We start from the raw sequence: 22,970 nt of genomic DNA on the forward strand, positions 1-22,970 counted from the left end.
CGCGCATCACATCGGGTAACCGGGGCCGGAACAAGGGGTCGACACATGTCTTTACCGGGGGTTATGCAAGATTTTCCCTAACCGGACCGACCGCGTCCGGTTAGTCCCAGAGGTCCCACGCCACGGGCGACATGACGGTGCGTGGACTGGTCCGCCGAGACGCTTCTTAGGCGTCGCGGACCTCTCGCCCCTCGCACCCCTCTTGCCCCTCGCGCCCCTCTCACCCACTCCGCTCCTCGCGCCACTCCGCCAGCACGGCCTCGACGTCGAACTCGGCGAGCCGCAGCGGCGGACCGGGTGGCGGCCTGCGCAGCGCTGCGCGGATCTTGGTGTTGACCTCCGTCAGGACGTCCCGCGCCTGCCGCTCGGTGCGGGCCGCCCGGACCGCCTCCCGCGCGTCCTCGGCCTCCTTGCGGAGCGCGAGCGCCGGCGGAAGGACCGCGAAGCCCTCGCGGTGCATCTTGCCCTTGATCCACCACAGCTCGTCGTACGGGGCATCGAGCGAGGCCAGCGGCTTGCCCCAGCCGGGCAGCTGCTCGAACTCGCCCCGCTCGGCGGCTTCCCTGATCTGCCGGTCCACCCACGACTCGAAGCTGACACCAGGCGGTTTGCGGTCGGTCACCACGCCTCCTCGGGAGTCCCTTCCAGCATATCGCCGCCGCCGGACGGGGCAGTTAGGCCCCTACAGCCGGCGCTCCGACTCCTCGATCGGGATGTCGTTGATGCTGGCCTCGCGGCGGCGCATGAGGCCGGCGGCGTCGAACTCCCACTGCTCGTTGCCGTGGCTGCGCCACCACTGGCCGCTCGCGTCGTGCCACTCGTACTCGAAGCGCACCGAGATGCGGTCGCCGGTGTACGCCCACAGCTCCTTGCGCAGCCGGTACTCCAGCTCGCGCTCCCACTTGTCGGCGAGGAAGGCGCGGATCTCGGCGCGGCCGTTCAGGAAGCGGTCACGGTTGCGCCAGGCGGAGTCCTCCGTATAGGCGAGGGCGACGCGCTCGGGGTCGCGGCTGTTCCAGGCGTCCTCGGCGGCCTGCACCTTGGCGCGGGCGGATTCCTCGGTGAAGGGCGGCAGTGGCGGTCGCACGGAACCAGTGGCAGTCACGACGGGACACCTCTCGGCTGGACAGCGAAGACGGACACGCGGGGAGAACGGTCGTTCTCCCCGCGCCGCCAACCCTAGAGAACGAGCGTTCTCACCGCAAGCGATCCTGGTCTACGCTGCCCTCATGCCCACCACCCCGATGACCGACGACGAGGCCCGCACCCGCTTGCTGGACGCCGCGGAGGCGCTCTTCTACTCCGAGGGCATCCAGGCCGTCGGCATGGACCGCATCCGAACCGAGTCCGGTGTCCCGCTCAAGCGGCTCTACCGCCTCTACCCGGCGAAGGAATCCCTCATCACCGCCTACCTGGAGCGCCGCGACCGCCGCTGGACGGCGAGCCTGCGCGCCGCGGTCGCGGGGAGCGCCGACCCGGTCGGGGCGGTCTTCGACTGGCTCGCCCGGTGGTTCTCGGAGCCGGGCTTCCGCGGCTGCGCGTTCCTGAACGCGTACGGGGAGCTGGGCGCGGGCCCCGCCGGAGTGCTGGACGTCGTACGGCGCCACAAGGCGGAGCTACGGGCGCTGCTGGCCGAGACCGCCGGTCCGGACCGGGAAGGCCTGGCGGAGCAGTTGCTGCTGCTGGTCGAGGGCGCGACGGTGCTGGCGGCCCTGGAGCCGGGCCCGGGCCCGGCGGTGCGGGCGCGCGAGGCGGCGTACGTCCTGCTCCGCGAGGGCGCGCCACGGCCGGGCAGGTGATTCATGCGGCTGCCGAGTGACCGGCAACGCGTCGCGCACCTCCGGGTTGCATGATCAGCTTTTAACTGGTGTCGGGCCTTTTGTCCACCGGTAGACCGCATTCGGCGGTTGCATGCCGGTTCCGTCGCCTTTCCTCGCGGAGGAAACACCCTTGTCTGCTTCCCGCTGCACGTCGGCCGCCCTGGTCGTCGCGGCCGTCACCGCGACCTGCCTGCTGCCGGTCACGCCGGCTTTCGCCGCCGGCTCGCCGCACATCCGGTTCTCCCAGCCGTACGTCCCCTCCATCGCCGCGGGCAAGACCGGCCGCGTGGTGATCGTGGCGGATACGGGTGGCGATCCGGCACTCAGCAGCAGCTTCCGGATCACCGCGCCGGAGCGGACCACCTTCCCCGAGGCCCGCTTCTACTGGAACGGCGACCGTGCCGGGGCACCCTGTACGCGTTCGGGCGACGCCCGCCAGCTGACTTGCAACGCCGGGACCCGCGCGGGCTTCGCCTTCCCGGCGGAGAGCGACACCCGGCTGGGCGTACTCGTACGGGTGGACGCGGACGCGCCGGAGGGCACGACCCTCGGCGGCGGCGAGTGGGCGGCGGAAGGCGACACCTCACCCGGCCTGTACGCGGTGTCCACCCCGGTGACGGGCCCCAAGGGGGGCGACGGCCACGACGGGCACGACGGCCACGACGGAGAGCCGGGCCACGACGGGAAGCCCGGCCACCACGGCAAGCCGGGCCGCCCCGGGCCCAAGGGCGACAAGGGAGACCAGGGCGAGCGCGGAGAGCGCGGCGAGAAGGGCGAGCGCGGGGACCGGGGGGACCGCGGCGAGAAGGGCGAGCGCGGCGACAAGGGCGACCACGGGCCGAAGGGGCCCAAGGGCCACAAGGGTCCGCAGGGCCCGAAGGGTGACACCGGACCCGCGGGCCCGAAGGGCGACCAGGGCCCGTCCGGCGGCCCCCAGGGCCCGAAGGGCGACACCGGCCCGACAGGGCCGAAGGGCGACCAGGGCCCGTCCGGCGGCCCGAAGGGCGACAAGGGGGACAAGGGCGACCGCGGCGACACGGGCAACACCGGCCCGGCGGGACCGACGGGAGCGCGCGGACCGGGCGGACCCCAGGGCCCGAAGGGCGACACCGGCCCCGCGGGCGGCCCGAAGGGCGACAAGGGGGACCGGGGCGACCAGGGACCCAAGGGCGATCGCGGTCCGGGCGGACCGGGTGGACCGGCCGGTCCGGCCGGGCCCAAGGGTGACAAGGGCCCCAAGGGCGACAAGGGCGAGCAGGGCAAGCCCGGCAAGTGCAAGTGCGGCAAGGACCACGGGAAAGACCACGGCAAGGACCACGGCAAGGACCACGGCAAGGACCACGGGAAGGACCACGGGAAGGACCACGGCAAGGACCAGAAGGACCACAAGCCGAAGGCCCGCATCGTCAGCGACAAGCTGCACATCCGCACCGGCCCCGGCACGCACTACGGCAAGACCGGCGTGATCAAGCACGGCACCGAGGTCCAGGTCATGTGCAAGACCAACGGCACCGAGGTCGAGGGCAACTCCCTCTGGTACAAGCTCGCCGACGGCCGCGGCTGGATCGCCGCCCGCTACGCCGAGAACCTGAACCGCATCCCCACCTGCTGACCCAGCCCCACCCCCACCTTCGGTGCGCGCCGAGGCCCCCGAGCCCCGGCGCGCACCGAAGCCGTTTCCCGGGGTTTCGGTGCGCATGCCGTGGTGTGGTCAGGAGAGCATCTGGCAGAGCGTGGCTTGCACGCCGTTCCGGATGGCGATGACCCCTGCCGTTTCGTCTCCGCCGTGCTCCTCGTTGCCGAGGGCGACGACGACCTTGGTGCCGTCCTCACTGGCGTACCAGCGGCTGTTGTAGCCCAGGACGGCTCCGCCGTGGGCCCAGGCCCCCTTCTGGCAGCCGGTCAGGATCCGGTGCGAGAGGGCCAGGCCGTATTGCTTGTCGGGGTTCTGCGGGTCTTTGGGGTCCATGCCGACGGTCGTCTTGAGTTCCGTCAGCTGTGCGGGCGGCAGCAGTCGCCCCTGGAGCAGGGACAGCACGAAGACGGCCTGGTCCTGGAGCGTGGAGATCATCGCGCCCGCGGCCCAGAACAATTCCACGTTGGAGGCCGAGACCTCGTCGATGCCGCCGAGCGGGTTGTACTTCCAGCCGTGGACGAAGTTGCCGTACAGGTTGGTGTCGGAGGTCGGGAACGACGTGCCGGTCAGGCCGAGCGGCGCGATGACGCGGTTGGCGATCTCGACGGACGGGTCATGGCCGGTGGCGGCCTGGATGATCATGCCGGCCAGGACGTAGTTGGTGTTCGCGTACGCCCACTCACCCGGTGTCTTCTTCGGCAGCGTCAGGGCCATGTCTACGAGGCTCTGCGGCGTGTAGTGGTTGGATCTGAGATCGCCGTTGTAGTAGACGTAGCCCAGCGTGATCGGGTCGACGAAGGGGATCCTGGCCACGACGACATCGGGGTAGTCCGGCAGCCCCGAGGTCTGGTTCAGCAGCTGGCGGATCGTGATGGTGCGCCCGTCGTAGCCGTGGGCGTTGACGGCGTTCGGCAGCCACTTGGCGACGGTGTCGTCCAGCGACAGCTTTCCCTCGGCCTCCAGTTGGAGGACCACCGTCGCGGTGTACAGCTTGGTGTTGCTGCCGATGCGGTACTTCGCCGTGGGATCGATCGGCACGGACGAGCCCTTGATGCTGTGGCCCGCCGTGACGTACGCGCCGCTCGTACTGTCCTGCATGAGGGCGATGACGCCGGGGTAACCGGCTGCGACGCCCTTGTTCGCCCCGTCCTGCAAGGCCTGGGCGGCGCCACCCATGTCCGCTTGCGCCGGCGTGGCGCCCACGGTGACGGCCAGCCCGACGGCGGCGCCCAGCAGTGCGTTGCGTAGCCTGCGCATTCCATGCCCCCCTGTGGTGTGTCGAATCCGCGCGGACCGTACCTCCGAACACTTCGAGTGTGAAGAGCGGACCCGCCGCAATGACGGTGGCTGCGGTGTTCTGTAGGGTCGGCTGCCTTAGCGATCACGGGGGTAGTCGATGTTCCTTTCCACAGTGCGCCGCGGTGCGGCGGCGGTACTCGTCGCCACAGCCGCGTTCGCCACCGTCTCCTGTAGCGCGGACCCGTCCCCCGCGCCGGGCATCAATGCCTCCGCCACGCCTGCTGCCTCGTCGGCACCCGCCTCTGCGCCCGCGTCGTCGCCTTCGTCCGCGCCCTCACCTCCGGCCTCCCCTCCGGCCTCGCCGTCGTCCCCGGGGGCCGCGAGTACGGCGCCGAGCGCGCTGCCCGCCGAGAAGGTCCGGGACGCCTTCGCCGGGCTCCAGGCCACGCTGGGCGATTCGTGCACGCCGGGCAACTGCGCCTACTTCCTCGGGCGGGTCTACGACGAACTCCACCGCATGGACCGCGCGATGAAGGCGGACCCGAAGGGGCCCGGACACTTCCCCGAGCCGATCGCCCTGATCGCGAAGCTCGACACGGAACTCGGCGGCGACCACGGCTTCGACAACCTGAAGAAGCACCAGACCTCGCTGATCGGCACCCGGGACAAGATCAACGTCTGGATGCAGGGCCACCCCGACGACTACCGCTGACCGGTCCGCAGCTCTTGACGACTGTTCATGTACCTGACAGCAGTTAGCACTGCACACTCCCCCGAACGGCACCACACCCCGAAGGGAGCAATCAGCGCATGACCGATCCTGAGAGCACGGAACACGACTACGACGTGGTCATCAGCGGAGCCGGCCTCGCCGGCAGCGCCGCGGCGATCCTGCTCGCCCGCCGCGGCGCCCGCGTCGCCCTGCTGGAACGCCACTCGGACCCCGAGTCCTACAAGGTGCTCTGCAGCCACTCGATCACGGCCAACGCCCACCCCGTACTGGAGGAACTCGGCCTCCTCCCCGCCCTGGAGAAGGCCGGAGCCCTCAGCAACCGCGCCCGCTGGTACACCCGTTGGGGCTGGATCGAGCCGAAGGCCGCGCCGACGGGCCCCGAGCTGCCGTACGGGTACAACATCCGGCGCAGCGTCCTCGACCCGTTGATCAGGTCCCACGCGGCGCGGACCCCTGGCGTCGACCTGCTCCTCGGACACCGCGTGACCGGGCTGGTCCGCGAGGACGGGCGGACCTCGGGGGTGCGCGCCTCGACACCGCAGGGCGAGCGCGAGATCCGGGCCCGGCTGGTGGTCGGCGCCGACGGGAAGGACTCGGCCGTGGCGAAGTTCGCCGAGGTGCCCGTCAAGGAGTACGAGAACGACCGCTTCGCCTACCTCGCGTACTTCCGCAACCTTCCGCTGCGCGACGGGATCGGCCACACGTGGTTCCTCGAACCCGACATGGCGTACGCGTTCCCCAACGACGACGGGGTGACCGCCCTCGCGGTGGTCCCGGACAAGAAGCACCTGCCGGCCTTCCGGGAGGACCTGGAGGGCTCCTTCCTCGCGTTCGTCCGCGCCCTGCCCGAGGCGCCGCCCGTCGACGCCGCCGAGCGCATCTCGAAGTTCATCGGCACCGTCAACTACCCCCTCCACAGCCGCAAACCGACCGCACCGGGCGTGGCGCTGATCGGCGACGCCGCCCTGACCAGCGACCCCCTGTGGGGAGTGGGATGCGGGTGGGCCCTGGAGACCGCGACCTGGCTTACGGAGGCGGTCGCCTCGGCCGCGACCGGCCGGGGAGACCTCGACAGGTCGCTCGGGGCCTACGCGCGCAAGCACCGGCGGCGGCTGACCGGCCACCAGCGCATGGCCGTCGACTTCGCCAAGTCCCGCCCGTTCAACCCCGGGGAGCAGCTCGTGTTCGCGGCGGCGGCGCGCGACGAGTCGCTGGCGCGGCACATGCACATGTTCGCGTCCCGCCTGATCGGCCCGATGCGCTTCCTGAACCCGGCGGCACTGGCCAAGTCCTGGTCCGTCAACCGCCGTTACCGCGGGGCGGCCGCGACAGGTCAAGCCGAGGCGAGATAACCGGCAGCCCCGGCCAGCGGCAGACTCGCCCAGGTCCGCGTCCCGCCACCCGGCTCGCGCGACTCCCCGAACCCCCAGGCCCCACCGCACTCCCGCACCACGGCGGCCATCACCCGCAGCGCCGCCCGCCGGCGGGCCTCGCAGTGGGCGGCGAGGCGGGGGTGGGAGTGGGTGGCGTGCCCGTCGAAAACGGTGAGACGGAGCGAGTCGTCCCGGTGGCGCAGCGCGAGGTACAGACTGCGCCCCGGATCCAGGTACCAGGAAGCGGCAATGAGCTCCCCGGCGACCTGCTCGGCGGCGGGCGCGACCGGGTCGAGCCGGTGGGCGTGCAGGACGGACCGTACGGCGCTGCGCGCGATCTGGGAGCTGTACGGCTCCCCGGGCACGGTCAGGCTGCACGCCAGCCCGTCGGCGGCGGGCGCCTCCCCCGCGTCGGGCACGGGCGGAGCCACCGGACAGGCGGCGAAGCGGCCGTCGGGGACGGGCGGAACGAAGGAACTGGTCATGGCGGACTCCCTGACGTCGTGGGTTGGTTGACGTGTTTTAGGCGAGCTCGACGCGCACGCGTTTTTTGCTCTCGCGGTGGGGGCAGTGGCTTGTCGCCGAGGCCCTAGGCATGCTGCGGCGATGCACTTCCAACTCCCTTGCGTGAGCGGTGCATTACCGAATGTAGCGCGAGGCGGGCCATTTTTGGCCCCCGAACGGGGAGAAGTCAGCCGTTCGTGGCGAATGGGCCCGCTGACGCGCAAGACTGCACTCCATGACCGCGAGGACAGCTCCCACTGAACGCCAGAGGCGCCTGGGGTACGAACTGCGCCGAATGCGCATGTCAGCAGGGATCTCAGCCGAGTTCGCGGCGGGCCTCCTGGGAGTGGACCGCGGAGCGATCTCCGCCATGGAGTCCGGCGCGCGGGCCATCTCGGCCGAGCGGTTGCGGACGCTGGCATGCAACTGCCAGGTGGACGACGAGCGGTACATCGCCGGACTCACGGACATGGCACTGCCCACCGGCCCGCGATGGTGGGACCGCTACCGAGGCCACGTACCCCAAGGCTTCCTAGACATCGCAGAGTTGGAGACCCGGAGCATCCGCATGCGGGCTGCGTACCCGATCCACATGCCGGGGCTGCTCCAGACCTCGGACCACGCCCTCGCCGTGTTCCGCATGGTCATCCCCGCCCTCCCTGAGCACGAGGTCGCGCTTCGGCTGGCATTGCGCGTCGAGCGCCAGAAGGTGCTGGACGGTGAGAACGCGCCCGCGTTCGTGGCCGTGGTGCACGAAGCCGCCCTGCGGATGCAGTTCGGCGGACCAGCCGTCCTGCGGGCACAACTGGACCACTTGCTCCATCGCTCCGAGCAGGACAATGTGACGGTGCTCGTCCTCCCGTTCGATGCGGGCGGGTTTCCGGGCGCGGGGCAGACCGTGCTCTACGCCGAGGGGCCGACGGCGCAACTCGACACCGTGCAGGTGGACAACTCGCACGGGCCAGACTTCCTCCATGCCGAGACGCAACTCGCCAAGTACCGAGCCCACTTCGACCTGATGGAAAAGCTGGCGCTGCCCCCGGGAGCATCCCGGGACTTCATCCGCTCCATCGCGAGCCAACTGTGAGAGGGGACACCGTGACGGACGTGACCTGGGAGGATCCATTCTGCGGCGAGGGGAACTCCTGCTACCGGATCGGGGTGGACGGGGACGGCAACAGCTACATCGCGCTCTCCGGCCAGGAGGACACGTACCTCACGGACAGCCGCGAGGCCCTGCAACAGATGATCCGGGACATCAAGGCCGGCAAGGCCGACCACCTGCTGTAGGTGCCGGGCACCACGGGCAGGCGTAGCGTCGTCATCGGGAGCCTTCCCTCTCCGACGGAGGAATCGAGGAGGTCGAGATGGCAGTTTTGGTGCACAACCGGGGCGCCGACTGGACCCAGGAGGTCTACCAGGCCGTCTTCGACAAGGCGATCCCGGACAAGACGCGACCGCCCGCCGGCCTCATCTCCCACGTGGCGGCGCCCTACGGGGACGGCGGCTTGCAGGTCATGGACATCTGGGAGTCGGAAGCCGACTACCAGCGCTTCGCGCAGGAGGCACTCATCCCCGCGGCACAGGACCTGGAGGCTGGAGGCTCCGGCCTTCGAATCGAACGTGTACGAGATCTTCAACTCCCTGATCCCCTGATCCCCTGACCCGCCCGGGGTTCTGGGGTTCAACGGGACCTGGGGCCGGTTGTAAACGTGCCGACGGGCCGGACGAGGTGATGCCCAGGTCCGGCCCGTCCGCTCGCCTCTACAGGTCGAGCTGGTACTGGAGTGTCGTGTGCGTGGGCAGGTAACCGAGGCTGTCGCTGATGCGTCTCATGTGCGTGTTGCTGTCGGCGGTGTCGGTCAGGAGGCCGCCGAGGTCCGGATGGCGCCCGTGGGCTTGCCGGATCGACTCGGCCTTCATCCATCGCCCGAGGCCGTGTCCCCGGTGCTCGGGCAGCACGCCGGTGCCGTAGTGCTGGCCATCGCCCGTGCCGTTGCCGGGGACGACGAGTTCGGTGAATCCGGCGATCGAGTCGTCGGCGGTGTCGATGGCGACGACCGTGTGCAACTGGTCGCCGCGCTCTTCGACGGCCTTCGCCGCGGCCCGGACCCGGTCCACGTCCCAGGCCACGGTGCCGTAGTCGGTGTCCTCCATGGGCATGTCGTCCATGGCCCGGCGTGAGGCGGCGAACGTCTGGGCGAGGGCGTCGGGGACGGTTCCCTGCCATGACGCCAGCCGATAGCCGGGATGCGGACGCTCGATGACCTCGGCGAGGGCGCTGGCGTCGACGTCGGCCAGTGGCAAGCGGGCGAACCTCAGGGTGAGCACCTTGCGGAAGCCGTGGGCCGGCAGGAAGTGTTCGCCGGGCGATCCGGCCCGGGCCTGCGCGCTGACGCAGCGCCGGGCGTTGTCCCGGGCGGCGGCCACGGCGGTGCCGAGGAGCTGGGAGCCGACGCCCTTGCGACGCTCCACGGGGTGGACGTGGAGGGTCAGTTCGGCCAGGTGCTCTTGTCCGCCATCGAACAGGCGCAGGAAGGCCGTTCCGACGGGGATGGAATCGGCGTCGGACGCCAGCCATGCAAGGCGACGGCTGTGCGCCCCGTGAGCGGGGTCGGTCAGTGGGGTGATGCGGAACGACAAGGTGTCTCCGTCGTGAGGAGGTGGCAAGGGTCAGTACGCGGGCTCAACTGCTGGGCACTCCTGCGCATGTGCTCCACACCTCCTCGTCGACGGCGCCGGTCCGGATCAACATGGACGGCTGGGAGAACTTAGCCGGCCCGTCGGTTCCTGGGCAAAGGGTTAACTGAAGGCCGGTGCGGCCCGTGCGGCCGTGTGGTCACAGCCACTCGTTGATGGCCGCGACAAGCACGGATGCTTCGTAATGGTTGGCCGGGGCACGTTCGCTAGGTTGGGGGCGGTGTGTCCCAAGGGGACGGGACGGAACGGGGTCGGGGAGAGTGGCTGTGCGCGTTCTTGCGGGCCGGTACGAGCTGGCGGAGTTCGTGGGCCGGGGCGGTATGGGCGAGGTCTGGGCGGGCCGGGACCGGGTGATCGGCCGCCACGTCGCGGTCAAGCTGCTGCCGCACGACCAAGGCGACCCCGGCGGCGCGGAGTTGTTCTTCCGCGAGGCGCGCACCGCGGGAGGCCTCAACCATCGCGGGGTCGTCACCGTCCACGACATGGGCCAGGACCCGGCCGACGGGACGCTGTTCCTGGTCATGGAGTACATCCAGGGCCGGGACCTGGCGGCGGTGCTCCGCGAGGACGGCCCGCCCCCGGTGGCGGACGCGGTCGACTGGGCGGCCCAGGGCGCGGCCGCACTGGCCGCCGCCCACACCGCGGGCATCGTGCACCGGGATCTCAAACCGGCCAACCTGATGCTCACCACGGGCGGCGAGATCAAGATCCTGGACTTCGGGATCGCCCGCTACATGGCGGCCAGCGACAAGTCCAGCAAGGTCATGGGCACGCTCGCCTACATGGCACCCGAACGCTTCGACGAGCAGAGCGGTGACGCCCGCTCGGACCTGTACGCGTTCGGCTGCGTACTGCACGAACTCCTCACCGGCAGGACCCCGTTCGAGGCCACCGGGCCGGTGGCGATGATGACGGCGCACCTCAACAGGACACCGGTCCCACCCCGCACGCTCCGGCCGGACGTCCCGGCCGCGCTCGACGCCCTGGTGCTACGGCTCCTGTCGAAGGCCCCCGAGGACCGCCCGGCCTCCGCCACCGAGGTCCACGACGCCCTACGCGCCCTGGCCCCGACACCCACACCCTCGGCCCCGGCCCCGGCCCCGGCCCCGGCCGCCCTCGACGTGCCCGACCTGCCCGCGAAGCCCCCCGCCGGCTTCGGCCCCGCCCCCGACCCCTTCCACAGCCTGGCCACCCAGACGGCGACGCCGCCGCCCAGGCCCCCGCGGCCGACCGCCCCCGAGCAGCCCGAGGACGCCCCAGCGGCCGAAGCGGCTGAAGTGACCACCAGCCCCCAACCCCTCACCCGCCGCCGCGCGTTGTGGCTGGGCATCGGCGCCGCCGCGGTGGTCACGACCGGCACGACGGCCGCGCTGCTCTCTCGGGACGGCAACCGGAACAAGGGCTCCGCCGGAGCAGCCACCAACTCGGCGGCTCCCTCCGGCGGGCAGCCGAGCCCCGGGCCGCGCGGCTGGCGCTACGAGGCGAAGACGGTCATCCCGTCACCCCCGGTCCTGTCGGCCGGCACGGTCCGCTTCACCGACGGCCACACGATCTACGGTCTGGACGCGCTCACCGGAGCGGAACAGGCGCAGGTCGCCGTACCGGATGAGATCGGGAGGCTCACGGCCGCCGAAGGCATGCTGTTCTTCGCCGACACCAACGGCAAACTCCACGCGCGCAGCGGCAGCGAGAGGTGGGTGTTCCCCGCGGGGGACTACATCCCCGGCAAGCCCGCCGTGGCCGAGGGGAGGGTCTTCTTCGGCAGCAAGGACAAGAACGTCTACTCCGTCGACACGAACACCGGCTACAAGTCCTGGAGCTTCGCCACGGGAGACAAGGTCTTCTGCTCGCCGACCGTGGCCGACGGGACCGTCTACATCGGCGTCGGTGACCCGGAACCGGGCCTGTGCGCCCTGAGCGCGGTGTCCGGCGAGAAGAAGTGGGCGTTCCGCGAGGGAGGCTACGTCTTCAGGACCCCGGCGGTGGCCGACGCCCTCGTCTTCGTCACTCCCAACGACGACAGCCTCTACGCCGTCGACGCCGCCACCGGTACCAAGAAGTGGTCGGTATCCCTCAAGCGTCCGGCGAGTGCCGACGCCTGGTTCCGGCCCTCACCCCCGGTCGTCACCTCGGGCACGGTCTACGCCGGCGGCGGCGACAACGCCCTCCACGCGCTGGACGCGAAGACGGGCACCAAGAAGTGGACCTTCGACATCAACGGCCCCTTCATCCCCTCGACACCGGCCGTGGCGGACGGCAGGGTCTACGTCATCGACCTGAACGACCGGTTCGGAACCGTCTACGCCGTCGACGCCGAATCCGGCCTCCAGAAGTGGTCCGCCCGAACCGGCGCGCCCGCGCGCGGCGACTCGGCGGAGAACGCCCCGGTCATCGCCAACGGCTTGGTCTACGTGACCAACGAGAACGGCATCCTGGCCATCAACGCCACCTCCGGAACCCTCCCCGCCTGACGCGGGGTCGGCCGCCGTGGACGTGGCCACCGGACCGTCGCTCAGGTCGACCTCAACTCCACTGCGGGCGAGGCGAAGGTACTGGGCGTGGGTGTTGCCATCCCGTTCGTCACCGACGTGGGCGGCGACTTCCTGCACACCGAAGTGCAACTATCCCCGGCCGAGTGACCCCGGGCCGCGAAAAATGGACGCATCCGAGCAGCTTCGCATCCGTACACTGCTGCGGGATGCACGAGGAACGCGGAAAGGGAGGTGGGGCCGGTGAAGCTTGCCGAGGCGCTTGCGGAACGCAAGGACACGACGCGGCGTGTGGAACAACTACGGGCGCGCGTAGTCAGCAACGCGCGGTACCAGGAGGGCGAGCCGCCCTCCGAGGACGCGGCGCAGTTGCTGACGGACGCCGGTGAGGCGATGGACGCCCTGGAGTCCCTCATCCGGCGGATCAACCGGACCAACGCCACGATCGACATGGGGCCGGACGGCACGCTCACCGACGCGCTCGCACGCCGGGACGTACTGCGGCTGCGCCACTCGGTGGTCACCGCGGCAGCGGACGCGGCGGCGGGTACGGGCGAGCGGGGCTACGGCAGGCAGTTGCGGTCCGAGCTGGTGACGCTCTCGGCGCTGCCGGTCGCGGAGCTGCGCGGCCAGGCCGATGTGCTCGCGCGGGAGATCCGCGAACTCGACGTGCGCATCCAGCGCACGAACTGGGAGGCCGACCTGCTGGACTGAACGGTCCCGGCAGGACGGGGTCGTGTGGAGCAGGTAGTCGCTTCGGAGGCGAGCACAAACCGGGGGCCGGCGGTTTTCCGACCCACTCTTGGTGTGTGAAGAGCAACGCTGGGGTTCGAGTCCCCATTGACAGTGCAGCTCAGCACGGCACACAAGTAACGGTGCACAACACACGGCACATCACCACGTGCAGATCCGAAGCGGTGAGGGCGGGTTCGGGGCTTTCCACACGGCCGCTTCCGGCGGTCGCCGTCGACATCGTCGAGGGCGACCGCCGGATCGCGTCGGGCGCCGTGGCCCTACTGGCCGCTGCCGCGCGGGAAGGTGATCTCGACACGGCGGTTCTTCTTGCGGCCTTCCTCGGTGCTGTTGTCGGCGATCGGGTAGTCCTCGCTGTAGCCGCGCACGTCGAAGACGACACTGGGATTGGTCACGGTCTTCGCCAGCTCCGCCTGCACGGCGTCGGCGCGCTTCTTGGAGAGCTCCTTGCCGTGCTCGTAGCTGCCCTGGTCGTCCGTAAAGCCGAAGACCCGCACGCGGGTCGCCTTCTGCGTGTTGATCTCCTGCGCGATGGCCTGTATCCGCGCGGCCGCCTGAGCGTTGAAGACCGCACTGTCCTCCGGGAACATCACCTCGGACTGCAGCGCCATCATCACGGTCTGATTCGTCTCCTGCCGCCGCTGCTCGCCCCCGAGGTCTTCCACCACCTCGGCGATGTCCAGCACCTTAATCGGCGCGAGGGTTCCACCCTGGGGGATCTTGAGGCCGGGAGCGTTGGAGTCGATGGGTACGGGGGCAGAGGCGGACGGCTCTGTTCCGGGAGGTACGGACGGCTTGACTCCATCGGCGTAGGCGCTCGTCGCACCGATGAGGTGAGCACCGGCGATGACGAGCCCGGCGACTGCCGTGGCGGCGGTGATGCGGTGGCTTTTTGTCATGGGGTTCACCCGGAAAGTTTGACGGTGGCCGTGGCGAAGGTGGGGAGGCTGAGGTCGACCTCGCTGGTCGTAGCGGGGGGCGCCGGGAACTGGGCGAAGAACGGGATGGTCGCACCTGCCTTTACGCGGGATACGCCTGTCGTGCACAGACACCTGCCGTCCGTGTCCCGTAGCACGTAGTACCTCTTCTTCCCAGCCCGGTCCACCAAGGTCGCACCGGCTACGGACTCGCCGCCGGTGGTCAATTCATTGCCCCGCCATGCCGCAGTGCCTGTGAAGTCTTTGTCGGACGAGTTCTTGATCTGCCCGCTGACTGTGAGGAATCCGCCAGCGTCACGAGTCGCCGAGTTGATCAACATGGTGACGCCGCCCTCTCCGGTAACCGTCGCGATCACCTGAGTGGGCTCGGAACTCTGACTCCCACTGGGCGTAGGTGAAGAAGCATTTCCGGACTGTGCCGTGGACGGCTTCTGAGACTCCTGCGGCTTCTTGTCATCGCCACCGCATCCGGACAGGGCGAGGGCCAAAACTGCCGCAACCGCTACGGCCGCTCCCCTGCGGACCTTCACCTTGTGCCGAGCCATCATGTACGCCGCTTCCTTGTCTCTCATGTCCTTCAGCTGACCAGCCGCACGCTGAAGAGGCTTCTCGCCAGCTTTGACAACTGCCTCGGGTTCAGGGGATCCAGATTGATGGATCCATGACCATCACACGTGATGGTCACCGGATCTGGCTTCGGAACCTCGCCGTCGGGAGGAACCGGTGTTGCTGTCGGCGCAGGTGTCGCCCCAAGTGAGCAAAGGGGCTTGATTACGGCTGTAGCCACAGCAGTGCCATGCGCACTCTCGGTGCCCGGCACAACAGACTCCCCAACGGTCCGGGTGGTCGTCACCGAAACCGTGAATCTCGGAAGCGCCGCTTCACAGTTGACCGTCGTCGCATTGTTCCGCTTGGCAAAGTCCTCTGCTTCCCCACAGGCACCCTTCACATCGAAGCCCTTGCCGTTGAGGATCTTTTCCCAGTCGGTCGGCTTGAGGTCGACCAAGTTCAGGCCCACAAAGACGCGGTCACGGGCCTCGCGAGCTGCTGCCAACGCTGCCGCGTCGGCTGCGCCTTGCGCCTCATTCCGGGTGTCACCAGCCATCCCCACGGCGAAGAGGGCCAGCGCGGCAAAGAGCAGACCCGCCACCGCCACGATGTAGATGGGGAAGGCCTGCCCTCGATCACCCAGCCGCCGGCTGAGGATCACTTGCCCGATTTGATCAGATCGATCTGATCCTTGATCTTGGTCGTGATGTCCGTACCGATGCCCGTGCCGATGATCGCGCCGATGATCACGACGACGACCAGGATGATCCCCAGGTATTCGAAGGCCGTCTGTCCCCGGTCCATCCCTTCGTACCGCTTGCGCGTCCTCGTGACGGCCGTGTCCACCCACCCGCTCACTCGGAGCTTCGTCTGTACGGTCGCCTTCAGCAGCGTGCTGTGTGACATGGGGGATCCCTCCCGGTCGGGTGCCGCTGTCGATTTGCGGACGGTACGCCGAGTCACCAGGCGTTACCAAGGGTCCCGGGGCCCAATTACGGACCCACTGCGCACTCTGTCTACCCATGGCCACTCACCCCTGGACGGGCCGTTCCCAGCCAGCGCGCTATCGCCTCGCTCCGGGTGGTGCTCTGCAGCTTGGCGAAGATCCGGTTGATGTGGTTCTTGACCGTCTTCTCGCTGATGAAGCAGGTGGCCGCGATCTGCTGGTTGTTCATCCCTGACGCGATGAGCTCCATGATCTCCACCTCCCGCGAACTGAGCCCGAAGACAACCGAGTTGTGCAGACGCTCAGAAGACTGTGCCACAGTTCGTTGCGGATGCGAAGAGGTCCGTAGCTCCGTGAGCAACGCGCTCGCCGCCGATGGCGTGAAATGGGGGCGGCCGTCACGGACATCGCGGACCGCGCGGATCAGGTCATCGGCGGTGAACTCGCCGTGGACCAGGTAGCCGCCCGCCCCCAACAGCAGGGCCTCGCGGACGATTTCCGACTCCCGGCTGTACGTCAGCATCAGCACCGGAGCCAGCCGCACCAGGTGCGGGAGCGCCGAGATGCCGTCCACGCCCGGCATGCGGACGTCCAGGAGGACCACGTCCGGGGCGTGCAGTCGGGTCAGCCGCAGCGCCTCGCGGCCGTCCGCGGCTTCGGCGACCACCTCGATGCCTTCGGTCGCCGCCAGGAGGGCCACCAGGCCGGCCCGGACCACGGGGTTGTCGTCAGCGATCAGAACGCGCAGCAGGGGCAAGGGGATCACCGACTCCCCTCCAATGCCGCGAGCGGCAAGTCCATCCTGACCTGGAACCCCGAGCCGTTGGGGCCGGGGACGAAGCGCAGACGGGCGCCTATCGCGGCCGCGCGTTCCGTCATGCCGAGCAGGCCGAAGTGGCCTTGGCGCGCGAGGGCGGGGAGGTCCACGGCGCGCCCCCGGAGGCCGCGGCCGTCGTCCTCTACGGTCAGGGTCAGGTGGGCGGTGTCGGCGGCCAGTGCGACCGTGACACGTGAGGCCCCCGCGTGCCGACGCGCGTTCTCCAGCGCCTCCGAGGCCACCGCCAGCAGTTGCCGGGCCACCGCGGCCGGGAGCAGCGGTACGACTCCCGACGTACGGAGCTCCGCGCCCGCAGCGACAAGGGTCCGGAGTTCCGGTAGCAACGACACCCCCGGGGTGTCCAGGTCGCGCCGCAGGTCGGTCAGCAGCGCCCGCGACTCCGCCGCGGCCGTGCGGGCGGCCACCGACAACAGCTCCGCCTGGCGGCGGATCGCCGACGGGTCGGCGGTACGGGCGAGCGCATCCGCGGTCAGGGCCAGGCCGTGCAGGGTTTTTGATACCGAGTCGTGCATCTCCCGGGCCAGGTGGTCGCGCTCCGCGCGAACCGCTTCCGCCACCGCCAGGCGGGCCCTGGTCTCGGTCAGGGCCTGGCTCGCGGTGCCGAAGCGGACGAGGAGGTCGCGCAGGCAGGACCCCGCGGCTCCCGCCAGCAGGCACAGCGTCGGCAGCACCAACGTGTGCGCCAGGGCGGCTACCGCGAGCGCCTGCACGGCCGCGTAGATCGCCGAGCCCCGCCACCCGTAGACCAGCCCGGCCAGCAGCGGGGTGCAGAGCGAGACGAAGCCGAGGGGGGATTCGGGGGTGGCCGTGATCAGGAGCAGGGCGCTGAGGGCCATGTCCACCGCCAGGAGCCAGCGGTGCCGGAGCAGCAGCGGGCCGAAGCGCTCCCAGTCGCGGAAGAGGACGTAGGACAGCATGAAGGTGAACAGGATCGCGCCGCCCACGAGGTACGTCGGGCCCCCGTGCGCCGTCCGTGCCAGCGCCAGCGGTGCGCCCAGGCCGATCATCACCATCCGGAACGCGAAGACCTGCCGACAGAGGGCTTGCAGGGCGTTCGCCTGGAGGGTTCGGGAAGGGGCCACAGCTGCCGGCGCCGGCGTCGGCGCCGGCAGCGCGAAGTCCAGTACCGCCACGGCGATCACCCGCCCCCGAGCAGGGCGCCGAAGTCGATGTTCACGCCGTAGACGAACCCGCACACCAGCAGGATCAGCGTCCCCGGCAGCATGAAGGTCGTCACCGCGAACGTCGCCTTCGGGACGGCCCGCGCCGCCCGCCGGCGGGCGTTCTGCGCATCCGTGCGCCGCATGTCCTCGGCGATCGCGATCAGGGTCTCCACGATCGGGGAGCCGAGCTCCTCGCCCTGCTGGAGGGCGGTGACGAACTGCGCCACCTGCTCGGAGTCGTTGCGGCGCCGCAGCTCGTCGAAGGCCTGGCGGCGGCTGACGCCCATGTCCATCTGCTGGAGGGTGATGCGGATCTCGTCCGCCCACGGGCCCTCGTACTTGTCGGCCACCCGGCCCAGGGCCTGGCGGAAGCCCAGACCGGCGCTGACGACGACGGCGAGGACGTCCAGGAAGTCCGGGAGGGTGCGCTCGATGTGGTCGCGGCGGATCCGGACCGCCGACCACAGGCCGACCTCGATCCAGAACAGGCCGAAGGCGACCATGAGGAGGGCCGGTACCAGTTGGCCGTTCAGGAGCATGGCGAAGGCACCGAGGGCGCCGAGGAATCCGTAGACCGCGCGGCGGGCCGCGTAGCGGTCGATGGTGAGGCCCGCCGGGTTGCCCGCCGAGTCGATCTGGCGGCGTTTGCGGGCCACCCGGGTGGGGCCCATCAGGCGCAGGACCAGGGGCGCGTAGCGGATGCCCATCCGGTCGATGGCCGAGCCGACGGCCGTCGTGCGGGTGGCGCCGACCTCCAGGGCCAGGGCCAGGTCGGTGGGGAGTTTGGCGTCGGCCCGGTAGAGGCGGACTCCGTGGAAGATCCCGAAGACGGAGACGCCCACCAGGACGGCCAGGAGCAGAGCGATCACGGTTTCGGGCTCCTCACACGTCGATCTTCGACATACGGCGGATGAGGACGAAGCCCAGCGTGAAGAGGCCCAGCGAGACCAGGACCGCCGTCTGGCCGATCAGGGCCCCCGTCATGCGGTCCAGCGCGCCCGGCATCATCGCGTTCACCAGGAGCAACGAGCCGAGCCCGATCGCCGGGACCAGGTACGCCGTCGCCGTCACCTGCGACAGCTGCGTCCGGACCTCCCGCCGGGTCTCCTTGCGCTGCTCCAGCGTCACCGTCAGGTTGCGGAGGCTGCCTACGATCGCGCCGCCCGCCCGCGCCGACAGGACGAGGGTGGAGACCAGGACGACCAGCTCCCGGGAGGGCAGGCGCTCCGTGAGCTCGCCCAGCGATTCCTCGATGGAGTGGCCGATGGCGAGGCGGTCCGCGACGCGGGTCAGCTCCTCGCCCGCCGGGGCTTCGAGTTCCTCCGCCGCGATGCCGATGGCCGTGCGCAGGGCCAAGCCGGCCTGGGTGGCGTTGGCCAGGATGCGGGCCAGCTCGGGGAGTTGGTTGATGAAGCGTTCCGTGCGGCGGGTGCGCTGCCAGTTGAGGAAGGCGTTGGCCGCCCACAGGCCGATGGCTCCGGCGACCGGGCCGAAGAACGGTGCCAGGAGGGAAGCCGCGATCAGCCAGACCGCCGCGACCGAGGCGAGCATGTAGACGAAGAACTCGCCCGGGGTGACGTCCAGGCCGGTGGTCGCCAGCTTGATCTCGATGCGCTTGCCCAGCTGCGTGCGGCGCAGCCGGCGGTCCAGGGAGCGGAAGCGGCGTACGCGGCCCAGCGGCTCGGGGGCTCCGCTCGCCGAGAGGCGGTCGATGAGGGCGGCGCGCTGGGCGTGGCCCTTGGAGTAGGCATGGACACCCCAGACCACGAACAGGCAGGCCAGCAGGGTGGCGGCGAGGGTGACGGAGACGTATGGGTTCACAGGGCGGTTCCGCTCCCGCTGATCGTGCGCGTATTCAGAGGGGTCAAAGGAGTCGGAGGGCCGGTCAGAGGGCCCGTCAGTGGGCCGGTCAGTGGGTCGTCCGGCAGGGCCACGCCGAAGGCCTGGGGGATCGGCTGGCTGTTCATGTAGAGGCGGTCCGCGATGCGGCGCGGCAGCGGGTAGTAGGCGAAGTAGCCCTGCACCCGGGCGTCCGCGCCCATGGGCTGGGGGACGAAGCGGCAGACCGGGATGATCCGGAACGGTTCGCGGCCGTGCGAGTCGAGGATGGAGATCTCGGTGATGCGGCGCGTGCCGTCGCCGAAGCGGGTCAGCTGGACGACGACGTTGACGGCGCTGTTGATCTGGTCCTGGAGCGCCTCGAAGGGGATCTCCACCTCCGACATGGAGGCGAGGGTCTGGAGGCGCATCAGGGCGTCCTCGGAGCTGTTGGCGTGGACGGTCGCGAGGGAGCCGTCGTGGCCCGTGGACATCGCCTGGAGCATGTCGAGCGTCTCGCCGCCGCGGACCTCGCCGACGATGATGCGGTCGGGGCGCATGCGCAGGGAGTTGCGGACGAGGTCGCGGATGGTGATCCGGCCCTTGCCCTCCACGTTCGCCGGGCGGGATTCGAGGCGGATGACGTGCGCCTGCTGGAGCTGGAGCTCGGCGGAGTCCTCGATGGTGATGATCCGCTCGCCCTCCGGGATCAGGCCGGAGAGGGCGTTGAGGAGGGTGGTCTTGCCGGTGCCGGTGGCGCCGGAGACGATCACGTTCATCTTGGCCGCCACCAGGCCGGAGAGCAGTAGGAGCATGTGCTCGTCCAGGGAGCCCAGGCCGACCATCTCGTGCAGGGTGAAGGCCCGGGGAAAGCGGCGGATCGTGAGGGTGGCGCCGGTCAGGGACAGCGGCGGGATGATGACGTTGACGCGCTCGCCGCTGGGCAGCCGGGCGTCGACCATCGGGTTCGCCTCGTCCACGCGGCGGTTGACGGTGGAGACGATGCGCTCGATGGTCTGCATCAGCTGGTCGTGCGAGGCGAAGCGCAGCGGGAGCTGCTCCACGCGGCCGGAGCGTTCCACGAAGATCTGGTCGGGGCCGTTGACCATGATCTCGGAGATGGTGGGGTCTTCGAGCAGCGGTTCGAGCACGCCGAGGCCGAGCGCCTCGTCGACGACGCGGCGGATCAGCTGGGCGCGCTCGGCGGTGGAGAGGACCGGGCCCTCGCGGCTGATGATGTGGCCCAGTACGCGTTCCAGGCGCGCCCGGCGTTCGGCGGGCGCGAGCGCGGACATCTCCGCGAGGTCGATCTCCTCCAGCAGCTTCGCGCGGTACGAGGAGACCAGCCGGCCGTCCTCGCGGGGGTTGTGGCGGTCGTCCGGTGTGTTGACCCGGGAACGCAGGCTCATGTGGTCAGGGTCCCTTCGGGTCGTCGTTGGGCATGACGGCGGTGGCCGTCGCCGGGTCGGGGTTCAGCCCGGGGATGATCGACTTGACCGGGATGGTCACCCGCGCGGTGACGGTGTCGGCGTCCTTGGTCACGCTGATGTCGGCGCCCAGACCGCCCCGGACGGCCGCCTGACCGGCGGCCGCACCGCCCGAGCCCTTGTGGGCCTCCACCCGCGCGGCCGTGCGCGCAGCGGTCTCCGCCTGCTGGTGGACGTACGCGACCCAGCCGAGCTGGATCCCGCACAGCGCGACGAACAGCAGGATCGGGATGAAGCCGATGTATTCGATGGCCACTTGGCCCCGGTCGGAGAGCTTGGGCCTGTTCCGGTTCAAGGTGACTCCCTCTCCATCGCCGCGCCGGCCGTGCCGTCGATCGAGCCGAAGCCGAGCCCGGGGTACAGCACGGGGATGTTGAGCGTGACGGTCGCCTTGTAGACGTCTCCGGACGCGCCGCAGGCGACGGACATGTTCCAGGCTCCGCCGATGTACTTGCCCGCCGCCGCCTCGCACTCCGCAGCCCCCTTCACCGCCCCCGCCCGCGCCGCCTCGTCCGCCGCGTTCCCGGCCAGGGAGAACGCGTAGCCGATCAGTACGCACTCCCACACCGCCGCCACGAGCAGCAGGATCAGCGGCACCGTGCCGACGAACTCGATCGCCACCTGGCCCCGGTCACCCCGCACCCGGCCCCGTACGGATCTCCGCGCGGGCACGGCTCAGCCCTCCCGGCCGCGGCGCAGCCACGGGCCGAGGGCGCCGCGGTCGCCGCCGCGCAGGCGGGCCACCGGGCCGGAGGCGCGGACCGCGAGGGTCGCGCCGGGCTGCTGGGAGGCGGCCGCGGGCTCCGCGTCCGGCGCCGTCAGCAGCCCCAGCTCCCCCGCCACCGCCCAGAGCGCCTGCTTCACCGTCGAGCGGTTGTCCAGGTCCTGGACCCGGCCCGCGTCCACGACCGCCTGGAGCTCCTTGAACGCGGCCGGCACCGGGGTGCGTACCGCCCGGGTCTTCGTGATCTTCTCGATCAGGGAGGGCTGGATCTCGGTGTGCTTGGTCCAGCGGTTGACGACCATCGCCGTGTCCTCCGCCTTCCTGACCTGGAGCCGTTCCCACATCCGGACCATCCGCTTGGCCGCCCGTACGGCGACCACGTCCGGGGTGGTGACCAGGACCGCCACGTCCGCCGTCTCCACCGCCGCCGCGTTGGCGCCGGTCACCTGGGTTCCGCAGTCGATGACGACGAGCTCGTAGCGGGCGCGCAGGGCGGCGATCACGTGCCGGGCGGCCCGGTCGTCGACCTCCTCGCCCCGTTCGCCGTCGGCCGGGGCGAGCAGCAGCGCCAGCCCCGTGCGGTCGTCGTAGACGGCGTCCTGGAGGACGCGCGGCGAGATGTCCTGGATGCCGGCGAGGTCGGCGATGGAGCGCCGGAACTGCACGTCGAGGTACGAGCCGACGTCGCCCGCCTGGAGGTCCAAGTCGACCAGGGCGGTACGCCGGCCCGCGGCCGCGGCGGCCAGGGCGAACTGCACGGCGGTGAAGGTGGCACCGACTCCGCCCTTGGCCCCGGTGACCGTGACCACCCGCCCGCCCGGGCCGGTGGGGAGGTCCGGGCCCCGGCCCAGGTGGCGGCGTACGCCCACGGACCACTGGGCGGCGGCCTGGACGCGGGCGGCGAGCTCCTCGTAGGCGAGGGGGAGGCCGATCAGGCCGCGCGCGCCCGAGTCCATGGCGGCGGAGAAGAGCGCGGGGCTCGCGTCCGAGGTGAGCAGGACGACGCCCACCCCCGGGAAGCGCAGGGCGACTTCGCGGATGAGTTCCAGGGCGGGGAGCGGACCGATCCGCTCGTGTACGAGGACCACCTCGGGCAGTTCGTCGATCGACTCGGTGGCGAGCCGGCCCAGCATGTCGAGGAGGAAGGTGGAGTCGGGGACGGGAGCGGCCGGCTCGGCGCCCGGGAGCTGGCTGAGGAGGGTGGCGATGACGCGGGCGGCTTCCGGGTCGCCGACCGCGGGGAGGATTCGGGTGGTCATC

Annotated in this window: 26 protein-coding genes; 9 read left to right on the forward strand and 17 right to left on the reverse strand. The window is 70.5% G+C overall.

Going from position 1 to position 22,970, the window contains the following annotated elements:
* Positions 1–220: 220 nt before the first annotated feature.
* Together ACFXDJ_RS08265 and ACFXDJ_RS08270 are read right to left on the reverse strand one after the other, a co-directional pair.
* Complete coding sequence (locus ACFXDJ_RS08265) at positions 221–622, reverse strand: DUF1992 domain-containing protein (protein ID WP_384848408.1); 402 nt, start codon at positions 620–622, stop codon at positions 221–223.
* 60 nt (positions 623–682) lie between these two features.
* The gene (locus tag ACFXDJ_RS08270) at positions 683–1,105 is read right to left on the reverse strand and encodes a DUF1348 family protein (protein ID WP_384660621.1); all 423 of its coding nucleotides are present in this window, start codon (positions 1,103–1,105) and stop codon (positions 683–685) included.
* A gap of 124 nt (positions 1,106–1,229) precedes the next feature.
* Between ACFXDJ_RS08270 and ACFXDJ_RS08275 the strand changes: the two genes are divergently transcribed.
* Together ACFXDJ_RS08275 and ACFXDJ_RS08280 are read left to right on the forward strand one after the other, a co-directional pair.
* A complete protein-coding gene (locus ACFXDJ_RS08275) occupies positions 1,230–1,799 on the forward strand; it encodes a TetR/AcrR family transcriptional regulator (protein ID WP_384660624.1) in 570 nt (189 codons plus the stop codon).
* Positions 1,800–1,950: 151 nt separating this feature from the next.
* Complete coding sequence (locus ACFXDJ_RS08280) at positions 1,951–3,432, forward strand: SH3 domain-containing protein (protein WP_384848411.1); 1,482 nt, start codon at positions 1,951–1,953, stop codon at positions 3,430–3,432.
* Between the two features lie 99 nt (positions 3,433–3,531).
* Here ACFXDJ_RS08280 and ACFXDJ_RS08285 read toward each other — a convergent pair whose 3' ends face one another.
* A complete protein-coding gene (locus ACFXDJ_RS08285) occupies positions 3,532–4,713 on the reverse strand; it encodes a serine hydrolase domain-containing protein (RefSeq protein WP_384848414.1) in 1,182 nt (393 codons plus the stop codon).
* A 139-nt stretch (positions 4,714–4,852) separates the two neighbouring features.
* On the opposite strand from ACFXDJ_RS08285, the gene ACFXDJ_RS08290 reads away from it, so the two are divergent.
* Together ACFXDJ_RS08290 and ACFXDJ_RS08295 are read left to right on the forward strand one after the other, a co-directional pair.
* Positions 4,853–5,407, forward strand: a complete 555-nt coding sequence (locus ACFXDJ_RS08290) for a hypothetical protein (RefSeq protein ID WP_384848417.1) — start codon at positions 4,853–4,855, stop codon at positions 5,405–5,407.
* A 98-nt stretch (positions 5,408–5,505) separates the two neighbouring features.
* Positions 5,506–6,780 carry an NAD(P)/FAD-dependent oxidoreductase gene (locus ACFXDJ_RS08295; protein WP_384848420.1) on the forward strand — a complete coding sequence of 425 codons (1,275 nt, stop codon included), beginning with the start codon at positions 5,506–5,508 and terminating at the stop codon, positions 6,778–6,780.
* Here ACFXDJ_RS08295 and ACFXDJ_RS08300 read toward each other — a convergent pair.
* A complete protein-coding gene (locus ACFXDJ_RS08300) occupies positions 6,762–7,286 on the reverse strand; it encodes an ATP-binding protein (protein WP_384848423.1) in 525 nt (174 codons plus the stop codon). The genes ACFXDJ_RS08295 and ACFXDJ_RS08300 overlap by 19 nt on opposite strands.
* A gap of 254 nt (positions 7,287–7,540) precedes the next feature.
* Between ACFXDJ_RS08300 and ACFXDJ_RS08305 the strand changes: the two genes are divergently transcribed.
* The 3 genes from ACFXDJ_RS08305 to ACFXDJ_RS08315 all read left to right on the forward strand — a co-directional run bounded on the left by ACFXDJ_RS08305 (position 7,541) and on the right by ACFXDJ_RS08315 (position 8,969).
* A complete protein-coding gene (locus tag ACFXDJ_RS08305) occupies positions 7,541–8,392 on the forward strand; it encodes a helix-turn-helix domain-containing protein (protein ID WP_384652043.1) in 852 nt (283 codons plus the stop codon).
* A gap of 11 nt (positions 8,393–8,403) precedes the next feature.
* Positions 8,404–8,595 (forward strand): hypothetical protein, encoded by a 192-nt coding sequence (locus tag ACFXDJ_RS08310; RefSeq protein WP_384652045.1) that lies wholly within the window; start codon positions 8,404–8,406, stop codon positions 8,593–8,595.
* A gap of 77 nt (positions 8,596–8,672) precedes the next feature.
* Entirely contained in the window at positions 8,673–8,969 is a 297-nt protein-coding gene (locus ACFXDJ_RS08315) for a hypothetical protein (protein WP_384848426.1), read from the forward strand.
* 100 nt (positions 8,970–9,069) lie between these two features.
* Here the strand turns inward: ACFXDJ_RS08315 and ACFXDJ_RS08320 are convergent, their stop codons facing one another.
* Entirely contained in the window at positions 9,070–9,948 is an 879-nt protein-coding gene (locus tag ACFXDJ_RS08320; protein WP_384652049.1) for a GNAT family N-acetyltransferase, read from the reverse strand.
* A 323-nt stretch (positions 9,949–10,271) separates the two neighbouring features.
* Here ACFXDJ_RS08320 and ACFXDJ_RS08325 point away from each other — a divergent pair, with 323 nt between their 5' ends.
* Both ACFXDJ_RS08325 and ACFXDJ_RS08330 read left to right on the forward strand, forming a co-directional pair.
* Positions 10,272–12,476, forward strand: coding sequence for a PQQ-binding-like beta-propeller repeat protein (locus tag ACFXDJ_RS08325; protein ID WP_384848429.1), 2,205 nt, complete (start codon positions 10,272–10,274; stop codon positions 12,474–12,476).
* A gap of 261 nt (positions 12,477–12,737) precedes the next feature.
* A complete protein-coding gene (locus tag ACFXDJ_RS08330) occupies positions 12,738–13,208 on the forward strand; it encodes a DIP1984 family protein (protein WP_384652053.1) in 471 nt (156 codons plus the stop codon).
* Between the two features lie 299 nt (positions 13,209–13,507).
* Here the strand turns inward: ACFXDJ_RS08330 and ACFXDJ_RS08335 are convergent, their stop codons facing one another.
* The 12 genes from ACFXDJ_RS08335 to ACFXDJ_RS08390 form a co-directional block, all read right to left on the reverse strand.
* Positions 13,508–14,146, reverse strand: coding sequence for an OmpA family protein (locus tag ACFXDJ_RS08335; RefSeq protein WP_384848432.1), 639 nt, complete (start codon positions 14,144–14,146; stop codon positions 13,508–13,510).
* A gap of 5 nt (positions 14,147–14,151) precedes the next feature.
* A complete protein-coding gene (locus ACFXDJ_RS08340) occupies positions 14,152–14,757 on the reverse strand; it encodes a hypothetical protein (RefSeq protein WP_384848435.1) in 606 nt (201 codons plus the stop codon).
* 5 nt (positions 14,758–14,762) lie between these two features.
* Complete coding sequence (locus ACFXDJ_RS08345; RefSeq protein WP_384848438.1) at positions 14,763–15,395, reverse strand: pilus assembly protein TadG-related protein; 633 nt, start codon at positions 15,393–15,395, stop codon at positions 14,763–14,765.
* Positions 15,392–15,640 (reverse strand): hypothetical protein, encoded by a 249-nt coding sequence (locus ACFXDJ_RS08350; protein WP_384848441.1) that lies wholly within the window; start codon positions 15,638–15,640, stop codon positions 15,392–15,394. The genes ACFXDJ_RS08345 and ACFXDJ_RS08350 overlap by 4 nt, the downstream gene beginning before the upstream one ends.
* Before the next feature lie 110 nt (positions 15,641–15,750).
* Positions 15,751–16,461, reverse strand: a complete 711-nt coding sequence (locus ACFXDJ_RS08355) for a response regulator (protein ID WP_384848504.1) — start codon at positions 16,459–16,461, stop codon at positions 15,751–15,753.
* A complete protein-coding gene (locus ACFXDJ_RS08360; RefSeq protein ID WP_384848445.1) occupies positions 16,443–17,651 on the reverse strand; it encodes a sensor histidine kinase in 1,209 nt (402 codons plus the stop codon). Before ACFXDJ_RS08360 ends, ACFXDJ_RS08355 begins: the two co-directional genes overlap by 19 nt.
* A 5-nt stretch (positions 17,652–17,656) precedes the next feature.
* Positions 17,657–18,547 (reverse strand): DUF5936 domain-containing protein, encoded by an 891-nt coding sequence (locus ACFXDJ_RS08365; RefSeq protein ID WP_384652104.1) that lies wholly within the window; start codon positions 18,545–18,547, stop codon positions 17,657–17,659.
* Positions 18,548–18,563: 16 nt separating this feature from the next.
* Complete coding sequence (locus ACFXDJ_RS08370) at positions 18,564–19,502, reverse strand: type II secretion system F family protein (protein ID WP_384652064.1); 939 nt, start codon at positions 19,500–19,502, stop codon at positions 18,564–18,566.
* Positions 19,499–20,908 carry a CpaF family protein gene (locus tag ACFXDJ_RS08375; protein ID WP_384848448.1) on the reverse strand — a complete coding sequence of 470 codons (1,410 nt, stop codon included), beginning with the start codon at positions 20,906–20,908 and terminating at the stop codon, positions 19,499–19,501. The genes ACFXDJ_RS08370 and ACFXDJ_RS08375 overlap by 4 nt, the downstream gene beginning before the upstream one ends.
* A gap of 4 nt (positions 20,909–20,912) precedes the next feature.
* Positions 20,913–21,281 (reverse strand): TadE/TadG family type IV pilus assembly protein, encoded by a 369-nt coding sequence (locus ACFXDJ_RS08380; RefSeq protein WP_384848451.1) that lies wholly within the window; start codon positions 21,279–21,281, stop codon positions 20,913–20,915.
* The gene (locus ACFXDJ_RS08385; protein WP_384652070.1) at positions 21,278–21,658 is read right to left on the reverse strand and encodes a TadE/TadG family type IV pilus assembly protein; all 381 of its coding nucleotides are present in this window, start codon (positions 21,656–21,658) and stop codon (positions 21,278–21,280) included. Before ACFXDJ_RS08385 ends, ACFXDJ_RS08380 begins: the two co-directional genes overlap by 4 nt.
* A gap of 3 nt (positions 21,659–21,661) precedes the next feature.
* Complete coding sequence (locus tag ACFXDJ_RS08390; RefSeq protein ID WP_384652072.1) at positions 21,662–22,969, reverse strand: CpaE family protein; 1,308 nt, start codon at positions 22,967–22,969, stop codon at positions 21,662–21,664.
* Between the last annotated feature and the right edge of the window lies 1 nt (position 22,970).

Origin of the sequence: Streptomyces sp. NPDC059443 (assembly GCF_042750105.1) — a bacterium.
GTDB lineage: Bacteria > Actinomycetota > Actinomycetes > Streptomycetales > Streptomycetaceae > Streptomyces.

Bases quoted from the DNA above. Each gene is read 5' to 3' on its own strand.
- ACFXDJ_RS08275 (WP_384660624.1), top strand. From the start codon at position 1,230: ATGCCCACCACCCCGATGACCGACGACGAGGCCCGCACCCGCTTGCTG.
- ACFXDJ_RS08285 (WP_384848414.1), bottom strand. From the start codon at position 4,713: ATGCGCAGGCTACGCAACGCACTGCTGGGCGCCGCCGTCGGGCTGGCC.
- ACFXDJ_RS08290 (WP_384848417.1), top strand. From the start codon at position 4,853: ATGTTCCTTTCCACAGTGCGCCGCGGTGCGGCGGCGGTACTCGTCGCC.
- ACFXDJ_RS08295 (WP_384848420.1), top strand. From the start codon at position 5,506: ATGACCGATCCTGAGAGCACGGAACACGACTACGACGTGGTCATCAGC.
- ACFXDJ_RS08300 (WP_384848423.1), bottom strand. From the start codon at position 7,286: ATGACCAGTTCCTTCGTTCCGCCCGTCCCCGACGGCCGCTTCGCCGCC.
- ACFXDJ_RS08305 (WP_384652043.1), top strand. From the start codon at position 7,541: ATGACCGCGAGGACAGCTCCCACTGAACGCCAGAGGCGCCTGGGGTAC.
- ACFXDJ_RS08315 (WP_384848426.1), top strand. From the start codon at position 8,673: ATGGCAGTTTTGGTGCACAACCGGGGCGCCGACTGGACCCAGGAGGTC.
- ACFXDJ_RS08335 (WP_384848432.1), bottom strand. From the start codon at position 14,146: ATGACAAAAAGCCACCGCATCACCGCCGCCACGGCAGTCGCCGGGCTC.
- ACFXDJ_RS08340 (WP_384848435.1), bottom strand. From the start codon at position 14,757: ATGAGAGACAAGGAAGCGGCGTACATGATGGCTCGGCACAAGGTGAAG.
- ACFXDJ_RS08350 (WP_384848441.1), bottom strand. From the start codon at position 15,640: ATGTCACACAGCACGCTGCTGAAGGCGACCGTACAGACGAAGCTCCGA.
- ACFXDJ_RS08375 (WP_384848448.1), bottom strand. From the start codon at position 20,908: ATGAGCCTGCGTTCCCGGGTCAACACACCGGACGACCGCCACAACCCC.
- ACFXDJ_RS08390 (WP_384652072.1), bottom strand. From the start codon at position 22,969: ATGACCACCCGAATCCTCCCCGCGGTCGGCGACCCGGAAGCCGCCCGC.